14 protein-coding genes are annotated in these 16,861 nt (G+C 67.7%); 12 read left to right on the plus strand and 2 right to left on the minus strand.

All coding sequences use genetic code 11. The features are described 5' to 3' along the window. Positions 1–5: 5 nt before the first annotated feature. From ATCM_RS03355 to ATCM_RS03400, 10 genes are all read left to right on the plus strand, one after another. Positions 6–854 carry a helix-turn-helix domain-containing protein gene (locus ATCM_RS03355; protein ID WP_132862836.1) on the plus strand — a complete coding sequence of 283 codons (849 nt, stop codon included), beginning with the start codon at positions 6–8 and terminating at the stop codon, positions 852–854. Between the two features lie 55 nt (positions 855–909). Next, positions 910–1,551, plus strand: a complete 642-nt coding sequence (locus ATCM_RS03360) for a tetratricopeptide repeat protein (protein ID WP_132862837.1) — start codon at positions 910–912, stop codon at positions 1,549–1,551. Further along, complete coding sequence (gene bamB / locus ATCM_RS03365) at positions 1,551–2,747, plus strand: outer membrane protein assembly factor BamB (protein WP_132862838.1); 1,197 nt, start codon at positions 1,551–1,553, stop codon at positions 2,745–2,747. Before ATCM_RS03360 ends, bamB begins: the two co-directional genes overlap by 1 nt. 12 nt (positions 2,748–2,759) lie before the next feature. After that, positions 2,760–4,160: a ribosome biogenesis GTPase Der gene (der, locus tag ATCM_RS03370; protein ID WP_132862839.1), complete on the plus strand. Its 1,401-nt coding sequence runs from the start codon at positions 2,760–2,762 to the stop codon at positions 4,158–4,160. Positions 4,161–4,325: 165 nt separating this feature from the next. After that, positions 4,326–5,465 carry a molybdopterin-synthase adenylyltransferase MoeB gene (gene moeB / locus ATCM_RS03375; RefSeq protein WP_132862840.1) on the plus strand — a complete coding sequence of 380 codons (1,140 nt, stop codon included), beginning with the start codon at positions 4,326–4,328 and terminating at the stop codon, positions 5,463–5,465. 90 nt (positions 5,466–5,555) lie between these two features. Next, entirely contained in the window at positions 5,556–7,394 is a 1,839-nt protein-coding gene (locus tag ATCM_RS03380) for a monovalent cation:proton antiporter-2 (CPA2) family protein (RefSeq protein ID WP_132862841.1), read from the plus strand. Between the two features lie 81 nt (positions 7,395–7,475). After that, a complete protein-coding gene (gene folD, locus ATCM_RS03385; RefSeq protein WP_132862842.1) occupies positions 7,476–8,357 on the plus strand; it encodes a bifunctional methylenetetrahydrofolate dehydrogenase/methenyltetrahydrofolate cyclohydrolase FolD in 882 nt (293 codons plus the stop codon). A gap of 270 nt (positions 8,358–8,627) precedes the next feature. Next, positions 8,628–10,085, plus strand: a complete 1,458-nt coding sequence (guaB, locus tag ATCM_RS03390) for an IMP dehydrogenase (protein ID WP_132862843.1) — start codon at positions 8,628–8,630, stop codon at positions 10,083–10,085. Between the two features lie 104 nt (positions 10,086–10,189). Then, complete coding sequence (gene guaA, locus ATCM_RS03395) at positions 10,190–11,755, plus strand: glutamine-hydrolyzing GMP synthase (protein ID WP_132862844.1); 1,566 nt, start codon at positions 10,190–10,192, stop codon at positions 11,753–11,755. 1 nt (position 11,756) lies between these two features. After that, positions 11,757–12,767 carry a hypothetical protein gene (locus ATCM_RS03400; protein WP_165931111.1) on the plus strand — a complete coding sequence of 337 codons (1,011 nt, stop codon included), beginning with the start codon at positions 11,757–11,759 and terminating at the stop codon, positions 12,765–12,767. 88 nt (positions 12,768–12,855) lie between these two features. Here ATCM_RS03400 and ATCM_RS03405 read toward each other — a convergent pair whose 3' ends face one another. Together ATCM_RS03405 and ATCM_RS03410 are read right to left on the minus strand one after the other, a co-directional pair. Then, positions 12,856–13,323 carry a LysR substrate-binding domain-containing protein gene (locus tag ATCM_RS03405; protein ID WP_132862846.1) on the minus strand — a complete coding sequence of 156 codons (468 nt, stop codon included), beginning with the start codon at positions 13,321–13,323 and terminating at the stop codon, positions 12,856–12,858. A 112-nt stretch (positions 13,324–13,435) separates the two neighbouring features. Beyond that, a complete protein-coding gene (locus ATCM_RS03410) occupies positions 13,436–14,335 on the minus strand; it encodes a LysR family transcriptional regulator (RefSeq protein WP_132862847.1) in 900 nt (299 codons plus the stop codon). Positions 14,336–14,519: 184 nt separating this feature from the next. Here ATCM_RS03410 and ATCM_RS03415 point away from each other — a divergent pair, with 184 nt between their 5' ends. Beyond that, positions 14,520–15,647, plus strand: a complete 1,128-nt coding sequence (locus ATCM_RS03415; RefSeq protein ID WP_243693945.1) for a serine hydrolase domain-containing protein — start codon at positions 14,520–14,522, stop codon at positions 15,645–15,647. After that, the gene (locus ATCM_RS03420) at positions 15,644–16,813 is read left to right on the plus strand and encodes an MFS transporter (RefSeq protein WP_132862848.1); all 1,170 of its coding nucleotides are present in this window, start codon (positions 15,644–15,646) and stop codon (positions 16,811–16,813) included. The genes ATCM_RS03415 and ATCM_RS03420 overlap by 4 nt, the downstream gene beginning before the upstream one ends. Positions 16,814–16,861: the final 48 nt, after the last annotated feature.

The raw sequence follows: 16,861 nt of genomic DNA on the forward strand, positions 1-16,861 counted from the left end.
GCATTGTGATCAATGATCCGGATGTAAGCGCTTTCGAAAGTGCGGTGGGATGTGGTGAGCGGCTCCGCAAGGCGCGCGAGGGTGCCGGGTTGTCGCTCGAAGCGGTTGCCAGTCAGTTGAAAATGCCCATTCAGGTTGTGTCCGCGCTGGAGTCCGAGCAGTGGGATCGCCTGGGGGCGCCGGTGTTCGTCCGTGGCCAGCTGCGCAGCTATGCGCGCCTGCTGAAGGTGGACCTGGGGCAGTTGCTGGAGCAGGCGCGGATCGCGCCGGTCGAGCCGCCCAAGCTGGTCAGCCATACCCATACCCCGCCGATGAAGCGGATAGCCGAGAACTTGGGCCGCCGCGCGGTCTATGTGGTCATCACCGCCGTGCTGGCCGTGCCGATCTGGTACGTGGTCAGCAGTACCACCCGCAGCGCACCGCCCAGTACCGCGTCGCTGGACGTGGTGCCGCCCGCCGCCACGACGGTTGCCGCTGACCCGGCGAGCGCCGCCGCGTCGCCGGCTGCCGCGCCGGCGACGTCAACGGCACGGCAGGAAGGCCCGTACCTGGCCTCGATGGCGCCCATTGCCCGGCCCGCCGCGGCGGCATCGGCGCTGACGTTGAACTTCAAGGGCGACAGTTGGGTCAACATTTCCGCACCGGACGGTGCCACGGTCGAGAAGGCCCTGGTCCGCGCTGGTGAAACCCGTAGCTTCAACGCCGGCCAGGTCGGGCACATGGTGCTCGGCAACGCGGCCGAGGTTGAGGTCCAGCAGGCGGCCGGGAGCGTCGATTTGACGCCCTACAAGCGCGGTAATGTCGCCCGCTTTACGGTATCCTCTGACGGTTCCGTGGCGCCGGTTTCACCCTGAGGCAAGGCGCCGATCAATACAACAAGGCTCCCCGGCAGGGTGGGCGAGAGTACGCATGGCGATTGACGACCTGCTCGACGAGCACGAACAAAGCGAACGTGTCCGCACGTGGCTGCGCAAGAATGGCGCCGGAATCTTCGGCGGAGTGGTACTCGGCATCGGCGCCATCGCCGGCTGGCAATGGTGGCAGAAGGACCAGGTCGGCAAGCTGGCTGAAGCCAACGTCCGCTATGAGGCGGTGACCCGCAGCCTGCAGTCCAGCAAGCTGGACGAGGCGGCCAAGGAAGTCGCTGCGCTGGAAGGCGGCAAGGCCGGCATCTACGCCGACCTGGCGTCGCTGGAGCTGGCCAAGGCCCAGGTCGAGGCGGGCAGGAACGACGACGCGATCAAGACGCTGCGCGCGCTCAAGACCGAAGGCGAGTTCAAGACGCTGATCGACCAGCGCATCGCGCGGCTGCTGATCGAGACCGGCAAGGCCGGCGAGGCGCTGACCCTGATCGGCAACGCCGAGGACAGCGCCAGCCTGGAGATCCGCGGTGACGCCCAGATCGCGCAGGACAAGCGTGATGAAGCGCGTGACCTCTACACCAAGGCATTGGCCAAGCTTGACGTGGCTGCACCGCAGCGCCGCCTGCTGGAAACCAAGTTGATGGATGCCGGCGGCACGGTGGCCGATCCTGCGGCGGAGAAGATCTGATGAAGCTGAAGTATGTTGCAGGCGTGGTGCTGGTCGCGATGACCCTGACCGGTTGCTCGACCGTCAAGGGCTGGTTCGCGGGCAAGGACGCGGCGGCCAAGAAGGCGCTGGAACCGGCCGAGCTGGTCAAGTTCGAGCCGAGCGTACGGGTCGACCGCATCTGGTCGACCGGCGTGGGCAAGGGCGAGGGCCGCATCGGCGTGCGTCAGGCGCCGCTGGTGCACGATGGTCGCGTCTATGCCGCGGCGGTGGAAGGCGGCGTGCATGCGCTGGACCTGCAGACCGGCAAGGAAATCTGGAAGTACGTCCCGGCCAAGGAAAAGAAGCAGCCCAAGCTGCGTCTTTCCGGTGGTCCGGGCGCGGGTGACGGCCTGGTCGTGATCGGCACGCTGGACGGGCAGGTGATTGCCCTGGATGCGGCCAATGGCAGCGAGAAGTGGAAGGCCAAGGTGCCGGGCGAAGTGATCACCGCGCCGGCCGTCGCGCAGGGCCTGGTGTTCGTGCGCAGCAACGATGGCCGTACCACCGCCTTCGATGCCGCCACCGGCGAGCAGCGCTGGTTCAATTCGCAGGAACTGCCGACGCTGACCGTGCGCGGCAACGCGCCGGTGGTGACCGGCCCGGGCGTGCTGTTCATCGGTAACGACGATGGCACCCTGAGCGCGCTGGCCATGCAGGACGGCCGCCCGCTGTGGGAACAGATGGTCGGTACGCCGGAAGGCCGCACCGAGCTGGAGCGCATGGCCGACGTGGACGGCGCACCGGTGCTGGAAGGTAATACGCTGTACGTCACCAGCTTCAAGAACGAGACCATGGCGATCGAAGGCCCGACCGGCCGTCCGCTGTGGTCGCGCGACCATGGTGGCGCTGGCGGCGTGGCGATTTCGTCGGGCAACGTGGTGGTGACCGACGGCAAGGGTACGGTTTACGGCCTGGACAAGAATTCCGGTTCGGCCATGTGGTCGCAGCAGGCGCTGGCGCGTCGCTCGGTCACCGGTGCCGCCATCCAGGGCGACTACGCCGTGGTGGGGGACTACAAGGGATACGTGCATTGGTTGCGGCTGAGTGACGGTGAACTGGCCGCGCGCGCGAAGAGTGGCGGTGACGCCCTCCTGGCGCAGCCGGTCGTCGCCGACGGCATCCTGCTGGTGCAGAACGTTGATGGAAAGCTGACCGCATTCCGGTTGGCCCAATAAGGAGTAAACGCGATGCTGCCTTTGGTCGCCCTGGTAGGACGGCCGAACGTCGGCAAGTCCACCATTTTCAATGCGCTGACCCGTACGCGCGATGCGCTGGTCCATGACCAGCCCGGGGTGACCCGCGATCGCAACTACGGCGTCTGCCGCTTGGACGAGGACAATCCCTTCCTGATCGTCGATACCGGTGGTATCGCCGGTGAAGAGGAAGGGCTGGCCGGCGCCACCGCGCGCCAGGCCCGTGCCGCCGCCGGTGAGGCGGATCTGATCGTGTTCGTGGTCGATGCCCGTGATGGCACCTCCGCGCTGGATGACGAGATCCTGTCGTGGCTGCGCAAGCTTGCGCGGCCCACGCTGCTGTTGATCAACAAGATCGACGGCACGGACGAGCATGCCGTGCGTTCGGAGTTCGCCCGCTACGGGTTCGGCGAGATGCTGATGATCTCGGCCGCGCACCGTCAGGGCATCGATGACCTGGTCGAGGAAATCATCGAACGTCTGCCCGAAGAAGGCACGACCGAGGTGCTGGACAACGACCCGAACCGCATCCGCATTGCCTTCTGCGGGCGCCCGAACGTGGGCAAGTCGACGTTGGTCAATCGCCTGCTGGGCGAGGAGCGCATGATTGCCTCCGAAGTGCCCGGCACCACCCGTGACTCGATCTCGGTGGACATGGAGCGCGACGGTCAGTTGTACCGCCTGATCGACACCGCCGGCCTGCGTCGCAAGGCGCGCGTGGAGGAGGTGGTCGAGAAGTTCAGCGTGGTCAAGACGCTGCGCGCCATCGAACAGGCCCAGGTCGCGGTGCTGATGCTCGATGCCAGCGAAGGCGTGACCGACCAGGATGCCAGCGTGCTGGGTGCGGTGCTCGATGCCGGTCGTGCGCTGGTGATCGCGATCAACAAGTGGGACGGGCTGACCGACTACCAGCGCGAGCAGGCCGAAACGCTGGTGTCGCTGAAGCTGGGCTTCGTGCCGTGGGCGGAAGTGGTCCGGATCTCGGCCAAGCACGGCTCGGGCCTGCGCGAGCTGTTCCGCGCGGTGCACCGCGCGCATGCCTCGGCCACGCATGAGTTCAGCACCAGCGAGGTCAACAAGGCGCTGGAAATCGCCTACGAGACCAATCCGCCGCCGAGCATCCGCGGCCATGTCTCCAAGCTGCGCTACGTGCATCCGGGTGGCACCAACCCGCCGACCTTCATCGTGCATGGCACGCGCCTGAAGGAGCTGCCGGATTCGTACAAGCGCTACCTGGAAAACTTCTTCCGCAAGCGCTTCAAGCTGGTGGGCACGCCGGTGACGTTCCTGTTCCGGGAAGGCGCCAACCCGTACGAAGGCAAGAAGAACGTACTGACCGAGCGGCAGATCAAGGCCAAGCGGCGCTTGATGAAACACGTGAAAGGCAAGAAGTGATGCATCGGAAGGCGACCGCAAGGTCGCCTTCCGCGTTCAGGGCCCCCTGGGAGCATCCTTTGGCGCGAGGCAAGGATTCTTCCGTGTGCAGGTCTTGCGGTCCGCGGGGCGCTGGCTTTGCGGCCCAGGCCGCTCCTGCGGGGGTTGTTGGCCGATAATCGGCGGATGAGCATTCGTGAATTGACCCCGGAACAGGCCCGTGAACGGCAGCGGCAGGGCGCGTTGTTGTTGGATGTGCGCCAGGCGCACGAGCGCGCCGGCGGGATGGCGGAGGGGGCCCTGGGCGTTGCCAAGGACGAACTGTTGGCTGCGCCGGGCACCCACCTGCCGGTCCTTGATCGGGAGATCGTGCTGATCTGCCAGAGCGGCAGGCGCTCGGCCGATGCGGCATCGGTGCTGGGGGCGCTCGGCTATACGGCCGTGGCCTCGGTCGCTGGCGGCACGGTGGCCTGGCGGACGGCCGGGCTGCCACTGGTACAGCCGCAGATGGACGCGGCGGACCGCGACTTCTACGACCGCTATTCACGTCACCTGCTGCTGCCGCAGGTAGGCGAGGCGGGCCAGCGGCGCCTGCAGCAGGCGCGGGTGCTGGTGCTGGGCGCCGGCGGGTTGGGAGCGCCGGCCAGCTTCTACCTGGCCGCGGCCGGGGTGGGGCACCTGCGCATCGTGGACCACGACGTGGTCGAGCGCAGCAACCTGCAGCGGCAGATCGTCCATGCCGAGGCGGCGGTGGGCGTGGCCAAGGTGCTCTCCGCGCGCGAGCGGTTGCTGGCCCTGAATCCGCATGTCGGCATCGAGGCCGTGCAGGCGCGGGTGAGCTCGGACAACGTCGATGCGCTGTTGCAGGACGTTGACGTGGTGCTGGATGGTTCGGACAATTTTCCGCTGCGCTACCTGCTCAACGATGCCTGCATCAAGCACGCCAAACCGCTGGTGTATGCCGCCATCGAGCGTTTCGACGGGCAGGTGAGCGTGTTCGATGCCGGGCGCCAGCGCGGCGTGGCGCCGTGCTATCGCTGCCTGTTCCCGGAGCCGCCACCGCCGGAGTTCGCGCCGAACTGCTCCGAAGCCGGGGTGCTGGGCGTGCTGCCGGGCCTGGCCGGGGTGATGCAGGCCACCGAGGTGCTCAAGCTGCTGCTGGGCATGGGGGAGCCGCTGGTCGGGCGATTGTTGCGCTTCGATGCGCTGCAGATGCGCTTCCGCGAGAGCCGCGTCAGCGCCGACCCGGATTGCCCGGTGTGCGCGCCCGGCGTGCCGTTCCCGGGCTACATCGACTACGCGGCCTTCTGCTCGCACCAAGGCTGACCACGCAGCGACCGCCAGGCGCGTGCGCCGCTGCATCCCGCTTGCACAGGATGTGCTTTATCGTGTGCCCTCCAGATTGGGAGTAGCAACATGTCAGCCGAGTCCTCGACGGAACTTGTGAAGGTCGTCGCCCTGCTGGGTGCCGCCGTGGTGGTGGTCCCGCTGTTCCGGCGGCTGGGGCTGGGGTCGGTGCTTGGCTACTTCGTGGCTGGCCTGGCGATCGGCCCGTTCGGTTTCGGCTGGTTCTCCGACCCGCAATCGATCCTGCACGTGGCCGAACTGGGCGTGGTGATGTTCCTGTTCGTGATCGGGCTGGAAATGCGGCCCTCGCACCTGTGGAGCCTGCGCAAGGAGATCTTCGGCCTGGGCACGGCGCAGATCGTGACCTGCGCGGCGGTGTTGACCGGCGTGGCCATGCTGTTCGGCTACCGGCCGCAGATCGCCTTCATCGCCGCGGCCGGCTTCGTGCTGACCTCGACGGCGGTGGTGATGCAGTTGCTGGCCGAGCGCGGTGACCTGACCCTGCCCTCGGGGCAGAAGATCGTCTCGATCCTGCTGTTCGAGGACCTGCTGATCGTGCCGCTGCTGGCGCTGGTGGCCTGGATGGCGCCGACGCAGGCCGGCGTGCATGAAGGTTCGCGCTGGGTGGGGGTGGCCATCGGTGCCGGTGCCATCGTCGGGCTGGTAGTCGTGGGCCGCTACCTGCTCAATCCGTTGTTCCGCATCCTGGCCGAGGCCAAGGCGCGGGAAGTGATGACGGCCGCCGCGCTGCTGGTGGTGTTGGGGTCGGCCCTGCTGATGCAACTGGGCGGGCTGTCGATGGCGATGGGTGCCTTCCTGGCCGGCGTGCTGCTGTCCGAATCCACCTTCCGCCACCAGATCGAGGCCGACATCGAGCCGTTCCGCGGCATCCTGCTGGGCCTGTTCTTCCTCAGCGTGGGCATGGCCCTGGACCTGTCGGTGGTGGTGGCGAACTGGAAGCTGATCGCACTGCTGGTGCCGGCGATGATGGCGGCCAAGGCGTTGTGCATCTATGCGGTGGCGCGGGTGATGGGCAGTGACCACCGGCAGGCGCTGGACCGTGGCGTACTGATGGCGCAGGGCGGTGAGTTCGCCTTCGTGCTGTTCGCCGCCGCCGCGAGCGCGGGCGTGATCGATGCACCGATCAACGCCAACCTGACGGCGGTGGTGGTGCTGTCGATGGCCCTCACGCCGCTGTGCATGCTGGTGTATCGCCACCTGGTGAAGGAGGCGGAGGTGTCCACCGATGGCGTGGAGGCCGCCGACGGGCTGAGCGGTGCCGTGCTGGTGATCGGCTTCGGCCGCTTCGGGCAGGTGTCGAGCCAGTCGCTGCTGGCGCGCGACGTGGACGTGACCATCATCGACAACGACATCGAGATGATCCGCAGCGCCGCCGACTTCGGCTTCAAGGTCTACTACGGCGATGGCACCCGGTTGGACGTGCTGCGCGCGTCCGGCGCCGAGACCGCCGCGGCGATCGCGGTATGCGTGGACGACCGCGGCGCGGCCGACCGCATCGTCGAGCTGGCCATGCATGAGTTCCCCCAGGCCAAGCTGCTGGTGCGCTCGTACGACCGCGAGCACTCGTTGTCGCTGATCCACGCCGGCGTGGACTTCCAGATCCGCGAGACCTTCGAATCGGCGGTGGAGTTTGGCCGGGCGGCGCTGCTGCAGCTGGGCGTGGAGGAGTTCGAGGCGGACCTGGTGGCCCAGGAGATCCGCCGCCGCGATGCCGAGCGCTTCGAGCTGGAGATGGCCGGCGGCGTCGGGGCCGGCGTTGGCCTGCTGTACGGCAACACGGCCGGGCCCAAGCCCACGCCGTTCACGCCGCCGCGCCGGGAATCGCGCACGCTCAATCCCGACGCGGTGGCCGGGGCAGGGCAGGAGGAGGGCGATGCGGCCCGGTAATGGCGTGGATAGGCGCAGGCGAGGTGTCGCGCCTGCCGTAATCGGGGACAATACGCTTCCCCGCCATCGCCCCCACGCCCCATGACCGTTTCCGCCGCACCCGCGCAGACCTCCCGCATCCTTGACGGCCGTCGTATCGCCGAAGAACTGCTCGACGACCTGAAGGTCCGCGTGGATGCGCGCCTGGACGCCGGGCGTTCACGCCCGGGCCTGGCCGTGGTGCTAGTGGGGGGCGACCCGGCGTCGGCGGTGTACGTGCGCAACAAGCGCCGTGCCGCCGAGAAGGTGGGCATCGAGGCGTTCGATTACGACCTGCCCGAAGGCACCAGCGAGGCACAGTTGCTGGACCTGATCGACCAGCTCAATGCCGACCCGAAGATCCACGGCATCCTGATCCAGCTGCCGCTGCCGGGTATCCCCGACGCCAGCCGGCTGATCCAACGGATCGACCCGGGCAAGGACGTGGACGGTTTCCACCCGCAGAACGTCGGCCACCTGGTGCTGCGAGAGTTCGGCCTGCGCCCCTGCACCCCGCGTGGCATCACCACGCTGCTCGGCCACACCGACCAGCCGGTGCGCGGCCGCAATGCCACCATCGTCGGCGTCAGCAACCACGTCGGTCGTCCGATGGGGCTGGAGCTGCTGATCGCCGGCTGCACGGTGACCAGTTGCCACAAGTTCACCCCGAAGGACGTGCTGGAACAGGCCGTGCGCAACGCCGACATCCTGGTGGTGGCGGTGGGCATCCCGCAGCTGATCCCCGGTGAGTGGGTGAAGCCGGGTGCGGTGGTGATCGACGTCGGTATCAACCGCCTGGAGGACGGCCGCCTGGTCGGTGACGTGGGCTTCGAGGCTGCCGCGCAGCGCGCCAGCTGGATCACCCCGGTGCCCGGTGGGGTGGGGCCGATGACCGTGGCGACCCTGATGCAGAACACCATAGAGGCCGCTGAAGCCGCGCGCTGATTTCGAGCGGGCGCTTGCCCCTCGCCAGCCCTCCCTTCGCGCCCGCGGCGCTGGGGAGGGAGCCGGTGCCAGACGCTGCCGTGACCTGATCCAAGGCAGGAACCACGCCTTCCCTTGGCCATGGGCGCAGGGACGAAGAGAGGGAAGGGCTTTCCCCCACGGACGCCTGAACATCCCCTCCCGGACGCGACACTGCGTCGCACCAGCCCCCTGACATCGGTCCCCGAATAGGGGTAAAATGTCGCGCTTCCCCACAAATCGGGCACGCCGATGCTGCGCATCCAGGCTGAAGCACTCACTTACGACGACGTCTCGCTCGTCCCCGCTCACTCCACGATCCTGCCCAAGGATGTCGACCTCGGCACGCGCCTGACGCGTGACCTGCGGTTGAAGTTGCCGATCGTCTCGGCCGCCATGGATACCGTCACCGAAGCCCGCCTGGCGATTGCCATGGCCCAGCTCGGCGGCATCGGCATCATCCACAAGAACCTGACCCTGGAGCAGCAGGCCGCCGAAGTGGCCAAGGTCAAGAAGTTCGAGTCCGGCGTGATCCGCGACCCGATCACCGTGGGCCCGGAAACCAGCATCCGCGACGTCCTGGCACTGACCCAGGCGCACAACATCTCCGGCGTGCCGGTGGTGGGCAGCGACGGCCTGCTGGCTGGCATCGTCACCCACCGCGACATGCGCTTCGAAACCGAGCTGGACGACCCGGTCCGCCACATCATGACCAAGAAGGATCGCCTGGTCACGGTGAAGGAAGGCGCGGCCTCCGATGAGGTGCTGCAGCTGCTGCACCGCAACCGCATCGAGAAGGTGCTGGTGGTCAACGATGCGTTCGAACTGCGCGGCCTGATCACCGTCAAGGACATCCAGAAGAAGAGCGACAACCCGAACGCCGCCAAGGACGCCGCCACGCGCCTGCTGGTCGGTGCCGCGGTGGGCGTCGGTGGCGACACCGAGCGTCGCGTCGAGGCGCTGGTCGCCGCCGGCGTGGACGTGCTGGTGGTGGACACCGCGCATGGCCATTCGCAGGGCGTGCTGGACCGCGTGCGTTGGGTGAAGAAGACCTTCCCGAACGTGCAGGTGGTCGGCGGCAACATCTGCACCGGCGAAGCAGCGCTGGCGCTGCTGGATTCCGGTGCGGATGCGGTCAAGGTCGGCATCGGCCCGGGCTCGATCTGCACCACCCGCGTGGTCGCCGGTGTCGGCGTGCCGCAGGTGACCGCCATCGACCTGGTCGCCGAAGCGCTGCAGGACCGCATCCCGCTGATCGCCGACGGTGGCATCCGCTACTCCGGTGACATCGGCAAGGCACTGGCCGCCGGCGCGTCGACGGTGATGATCGGTGGCCTGCTGGCCGGTACCGAGGAATCGCCGGGCGAGACCGAACTGTTCCAGGGACGCTCCTACAAGAGCTACCGCGGCATGGGCTCGCTGGCCGCGATGGAGAAGGGGTCCAAGGACCGCTACTTCCAGGACGCCGCCACCGCCGACAAGCTGGTGCCAGAAGGCATCGAAGGCCGCGTGCCGTACCGTGGCCCGGTCGGCGGCATCATTCACCAGTTGATCGGTGGCCTGCGTGCGACCATGGGCTACGTCGGTTGCGCCACCATCGAGGACATGCGCACCCAGCCCAAGTTCGTGAAGATCAGCGGCGCCGGCCAGCGTGAGAGCCACGTCCACGACGTGCAGATCACCAAAGAGCCGCCGAACTACCGCGCTTGATGCGGTAAGCAGAAGAGGAACGAGGACGCTGTCCCGTTCCTCTTTCTCTATCCGCCGTTCGTTTTGCATTGCCTCCCGTTTTCATTGTTCACTTGCCGGGCTTTATGACCAACATCCATAACGACAAGATCCTCATCCTTGATTTCGGCGCCCAGTACACGCAGCTGATCGCGCGTCGCATCCGCGAGTTCGGCGTGTACTGCGAGATCTGGGCATGGGACCACGATCCTGCCGAGATCGCCGCGTTCGGCGCCAAGGGCATCATCCTGTCCGGTGGCCCGGAAACCACCACGCTGCCGGGTGCGCCGGCCGCGCCGCAGGAAGTGTTCGACAGCGGCCTGCCGCTGCTGGGCATCTGCTACGGCCTGCAGACCATGGCCAAGCAGCTCGGCGGTGGCACCGAAGCCGCCGACCAGCGCGAGTTCGGCCATGCCGAAGTGAAGCTGCTGGGCAACGACGGCCTGCTCGGTGGCCTGTCCGACCACAACGGCGAGCCGCGCCTGGATGTGTGGATGAGCCACGGTGACCACGTCACCCACGTGCCGCCGGGCTTCGCCATCACCGCCGTGACCGACCGCATCCCGGTGGCCGCGATGGCCAACGAGGACAAGCGCTGGTACGGCGTGCAGTTCCACCCGGAAGTGACCCACACCAAGCAGGGCTCGGCGTTGCTCAAGCGCTTCGTCACCGAGATCTGCGGTTGCGCCACGCTGTGGACCGCGGCCAACATTATCGACGACCAGATCGCCCGCGTGCGCGAGCAGGTCGGCAGCGATGAGGTGATCCTGGGCCTGTCCGGCGGCGTTGACTCGTCCGTCGTGGCCGCGCTGCTGCACAAGGCCATCGGCCAGCAGCTGACCTGCGTGTTCGTCGATACCGGCCTGCTGCGCTTCCAGGAAGGCGACCAGGTCATGCAGATGATGGCCGAGAACATGGGCGTGAAGGTCGTGCGCGTGAATGCCGCCGACCGCTATTTCAAGGCGCTGGAAGGCGTCAGCGACCCGGAAGCCAAGCGCAAGATCATCGGCAACCTGTTCGTGGAGATCTTCGACGAGGAGTCGAACAAGCTCAGTAACGCCAAGTGGCTGGCGCAGGGCACGATCTACCCGGACGTGATCGAGTCGGCCGGTAGCAAGACCGGCAAGGCGCACGTCATCAAGAGCCACCACAACGTGGGCGGCCTGCCGGAAGACATGAAGCTCAAGCTGGTCGAGCCGCTGCGCGAACTGTTCAAGGACGAAGTGCGTCGCCTCGGCGTCGAGCTCGGCCTGCCGCGCGCGATGGTCTACCGCCATCCGTTCCCGGGCCCGGGCCTGGGCGTGCGCATCCTGGGCGAAGTGAAGCGTGAGTACGCCGAGCTGCTCGGCAAGGCCGATGCGATCTTCATCGAGGAGCTGCGTGCGGCGGACCTGTACGACAAGACCAGCCAGGCGTTCGCGGTGTTCCTGCCGGTCAAGTCGGTGGGCGTGGTCGGTGATGCGCGTGCCTACGAGTGGGTGATCGCACTGCGTGCGGTGGAGACCATCGACTTCATGACCGCGCACTGGGCGCACCTGCCGTATGACTTCCTCGGCCGCGTGTCCAACCGCATCATCAACGAGCTGCGTGGCGTCTCGCGCGTGGTCTACGACATCTCCGGCAAGCCGCCGGCGACGATCGAGTGGGAGTGAGTTGAGCAACAAGGGCGCCGCAGGGCGCCCTTGTTGCTTCTGCGCCTTGGGAATGGGCGGTCCGGGGCTTCATCCGGTGCAGCGCGTATGCAAGGATCAACGCTTGGGCGTGCGGAGGTCGGACATCCGCAGGCATGAAGAAGTGGAGCGCGTGCGGATCGGGCGCATGCACCGTGACAAAAGAGTGGTGGGAATGAAAAGGACGTTGCCAGCGACGTTGGACGCGGAGCAGAAGAAGGTGGTCAAAGCAGTGACGGCGCAGGTCCATGCGGCGGCGTTGAATACCGATGCCATTGACCGGGCAGCCTGCCGGGCGGTCATCGAGAAGGCATATGCAGCGATGGGGTTGCCGGCACCGACGGTACGCTTCTTCGACAGCCCGCAGGCCAGCATGCGCCATTTGCGCGAATTGGCGTCCGGAGGAATGGGCGAGCCGGCACCGCTGGCGGCGGACTTCAGCCAGTTCACCGGCGACATGGACGAGCTGCAGGGTTTGCTGGCCTCGATGGCGTCGGTGCAACCGCGTGGCCTCGCCGAATGGGGTGAGGAAGTGGAGTTGCCTGCTGGTGACTTGGAGCGGGAAGTGATCCAACCGTTCACTTGGGAGGCTGGCTGGGAGGGCCTTGCCGGTGCCGTGGACAAGGCGCTGGGCAGACTGATCCATTTCGAGCACGCGGTCACCGAGGCGTTGGAAGCTTCATTGCAGGACGGGCGCCAGGAATGGCTGTTGTATTCGGGCGGTGCGGCGCATCTCTGGGGCGGTGCCGAGGCGCTTGGTCGTGCGCAGGCACTGGTGGCGCTGGGCATGCTGGATGAGGAACCGCCGGCGCTTGCCTTGGGCGGCGAAGTGTTGCGTAGCTGCGGTTGGGTGAACGCCTTCGAAAAGCTGTGCCTGGTGAGTGAGCGGCCAGCGTCGCTGTCGCTGCAGGGTCAGGCACGGGACCGGCAGGGGCTGCAGGCGCACGTGACCTGGCGCGACGGTGAAAGCAGCACGTACACCTACCGCGATTAGGGGCCGGGCGGCGGGCGGCTGACTCGGCCGGTGTCCGGGGCGCTGAACCCGCCCGCTGATATTGTCCGGGCGCTATCGCACAGACCGTTCAGGTGACCGGCAGCACAGGGGAGTCGTCAGTGCCCAGGTGCCTGATCAGCAGCTCGGCAAGGGCCCGGATCTTCCGGGCCGGATGGGCGCAGCAGGTAGATGCCACCGCAGGTACGGGGTAGTGCGGCATGGCCGCCACCAATGCCCCCGTAACCAGCGCCTGGCCGACGAGGAACCTGGGCAGGCAGGCGATGCCGAGCCCCGCCATTGCTGCCGCAGCCCGCGCCGCGCCGTTGTCAGCCCTGAACCGACCTTGCGCAGGCACGCTGATGACGCGTTGGTCGCTCATGAAGCGCCAGGTCTCCACGCCCTGGGTCAGAAGCTGATGCGCGGCCAACTGCTCAGGTGTGGTCGGCGTGCCATGCTCACGAAGGTACTGCGGGCTGGCGACCAGGCTGCCGTCGATGGGGCGATCCGACGTGCGATGAGGGTGGAATCGTGCAACGTGCCGATCCGGTTCGCGCAATCGAAGCCTTCGCCCAACAGGTCAACGAAACGGTCGCTCTAGCTGGTGAGCACGCTCAGGCGTGGGGGCGCAAGCCACAGGCGCCCGTGCACGCGGGTGGTTGTGGGGCAGGTCAGATGGCTGCGGTGTCCGGGAACACCCGCTCGCTCAGGAAATCGACCAGCGCCCGCAGCTTGGGCGAGGGGTGCTTGCTGGCCGGCCAGAGGATGTGGAACACGCCGGTGGCGCCGATGGCGTCTTCCAGCAACGGCAGCAGGCGTCCGTCGGCCAGCGGCTCGCGGATGGCGAAGTCGGGCAGGTAGGCGATGCCCAGCCCGCGCAGCGCGAAGCACAGCCGCGTCTCGATGTTGTTGCAGACCATGGTCCGTGGCAGTTGCAGTTCGCCTTCGGCGATGGGGTGGCGCAATCCCCAGGTTTCCAGCTTGCCGGTGTTGGGGAAGCGGTAGTGCAGGCACTGGTGATGCAACAGGTCGGCCGGCGTGCGCGGCGTGCCATGGCGGGCGAGATAGGCCGGTGAAGCCACGACCTGCAGCCGGAAGGCACCCAGGCGGCGTGCCGACAGCCGCGAGTCGGCCGGGGCACCGGTGCGTATCACCGCATCGAAGCCCTCCTCGATCACGTCCACCATGCGGTCGGTGAAGTCCAGGTCCAGTTCGATGTCCGGGTAGGTGCGCATGAACTCGCCCAGTACCGGCAGCATCAACGGACTGACCAGGGGCAGGCTGATGCGCAGTCGCCCGCGCGGCGCGCCGCTGGCCTGGGACAGCTCAAGTTCGGCGGCTTCGATCTCGGCCAGGATGCGCCGGCTGCGCTCCAGGAACAGCGCGCCCTCGGCGGTGAGGGTGACGCTGCGCGTGCTGCGGTGGAACAGGCGTACCCCCAGCTTTTCCTCCAGGCGCGCGACGCTCTTGCCGATGGCCGAGGCGGAGACGCCCAGTTGCCGCCCGGCAGCCACGAAGCTGCGGGTCTCGGCGACCTGCACGAACACGACGAAGCCGTTGAGGCTGTCCATCCCTGCTCCCTGACGTGGCGTGATTGCGGACGTTTGTATCCACACAGCGCGGAAATTTAGCCCACTTTTTCCCGAATGGAAGGATTTCTATCGTCACACCTCCCCCAAGCAGTGAGGTGTTTCCATGACGATGACGTCGTCCTTGCCATCGCCAGCCCCCGACCGCTCGCCGCTCAGCGCCCCCGTGAAGGCCGTCGTTGACCAGGCCATCGCCGAGCATCGGCTGGTGGGGGCGGTGGTGCTGGTGCGCCGGGATGGGCGCTGGGTGCACCGCCAGGCGGCCGGGATGGCCGATCGCGAGGCGGCGCGGCCGATGCAGTTGGACACGATCTTCCGGCTTGCTTCGGTCAGCAAGCCCATCGTGTCGATGGCGGCGCTGCTGCTGGTTGCACGTGGGCAACTGGACCTGGACGTGGACATCCGTCGATGGCTGCCGTGGTTCCAGCCTCGGTTGGCCGACGGACAGCCGGCCGTCATCACGCCCCGGCACCTGCTCAGCCATACGGCCGGGCTCGGCTATCGCTTCTTCGAAGCAGACGCGCAGGGGCCTTATGCACGGGCCGGCGTGTCCGACGGCATGGATGCGGTCGGGTTCGGCCTGGACGAGAACCTGCGCCGGATCGCCAGCGTGCCGTTGGCCTATGCCCCCGGAGCCGGATGGGGGTACTCGTTGGCCACCGATGTCCTGGGGCGGCTGGTTGCACAGGTGCACGGACAACCGCTGGCGCAGGCGGTCCGTGCGTTGCTGACCGGCCCGTTGGAGATGCGCGATACCGGTTTCGTGGTGGACGATGCCGCGCGGCTGGCCGTGGCCTATGTGACTGACCAGCCGGTGCCGCATCGGCTGGGCGAGGGCGAGGTGGTCGCCCCGTTTGAAGGCACGGTCGGCATCCCGTTCAGTCCATCACGCGTCCTGGACCCGATGGCATTCGCATCCGCGGGTGCCGGCATGGCGGGTACGGCGGGCGACTTCCTGCGCTTGCTCGAGGCGCTGCGCAGCGAAGCGCTGCTGCCGCCCGCGCTGCTGGACGAGGCCGGGCGCGACCAGACCGGGGGAGCGGAGGTGGCCGGTGCCCCCGGGTTCGGCTTCGGGCTGGGCTTCTCGGTGCTGCGCGATCCGTTGCTGGCGGGCTCGCCGGAAAGCCCCGGGACCTGGCGCTGGGGCGGCGCCTACGGGCATTCTTGGTTCGTGGACAGGCCGCAGCGATTGAGCGTGGTCGCTTTCACCAACACCCTGTACGAGGGCATGTCCGGGCGTTTCGTCGCCGATGTGCGCGATGCGGTATACGCCGGCATTGGCGGTGCCCGATGAAGGCCGGTCCGCACGACCGCCTGCCGCTGGCGTCGCTGCTGGCGCTGGCCTTGGCAGGGTTCATCACCATCCTCACCGAGGCGCTGCCGGCCGGCCTGTTGCCGCAGATGGCGCAGGGGCTGGCGGTGTCGGAAGCCTGGGTCGGCCAGACCATCACCGTCTACGCCCTGGGCTCGATGATCGCCGCGATCCCGCTGACCACCGCCACCCAGGGCATGCGCCGACGGGCGTTGTTGCTGGCCGCGATCGCCGGCTTCGCGCTGACCAACGCGGTCACCACGTTCTCTTCGAACCTTGTGCTGACGATGCTGGCGCGCTTCGGCGCCGGCGTGTCGGCAGGGCTGCTGTGGGCGTTGTTGGCAGGCTATGCCACGCGCATGGTGCCGGCGTCGCAGAAGGGCAAGGCGATCGCGATTGCGATGGTCGGCACGCCGTTGGCGCTGTCACTGGGAATCCCGGCGGGAACCCTGCTGGGCCAGGTGCTGGGCTGGCGGACCTGCTTCGGCATCATGAGCGTGCTGGCGGTGTTGTTGATGGCCTGGGTACGCCTGCGCCTGCCGGACTTCCCCGGCCAGGACAAGGGTCGAAGGGCATCGCTGCGGCAGGTGTTCACCTTGCCGGGGGTGCGGCCGGTGCTGCTCGTGGTGTTGGCTTACGTGCTGGCGCACAACATCCTGTACACCTACATCGCGCCGTTTCTGGCACGTGCGGGCATGGCGGCGCGGACGGACCTGGTGTTGCTGGTGTTCGGCAGCGCATCGTTGTTTGGCATCGTCGGCGTGGGTCTCTGGATCGACCATCATCTGCGCCTGCTCACGCTCGCCAGCACGGGGCTGTTTGCCACCGCTGCGCTTGCACTGGGAGTCCTGGGCGACATGCCCGTGGTGGTCTACGCCGCGGTGGCGATCTGGGGGTTGGCGTTCGGAGGCGCGGCAACCCTGTTCCAGACCGCGCTGGCGACAGCCGCCGGGGCGGCGGCCGATGTGGCGCAATCGATGCTGGTCACCACCTGGAACCTGGCCATCGCCGGCGGCGGCCTGATCGGTGGCGTCCTGCTCACGCACGCCGGGGCGGGGGCGTTTCCACCGGCCGTGATGATGCTGCTGGCAGTGGCGGCTTGGCTGGCCTGGCGGCAACCGGCGGACGCCTGCGCACGCGTCGCCTGACCCGCGCGGGGCGCGAGGAATGCGTCGCGACAGCGTGGCAATCCATGC

Origin of the sequence: Stenotrophomonas sp. ATCM1_4 (genome assembly GCF_004348115.1) — a bacterium.
Taxonomy (GTDB): Bacteria; Pseudomonadota; Gammaproteobacteria; order Xanthomonadales; family Xanthomonadaceae; genus Stenotrophomonas; species Stenotrophomonas capsici.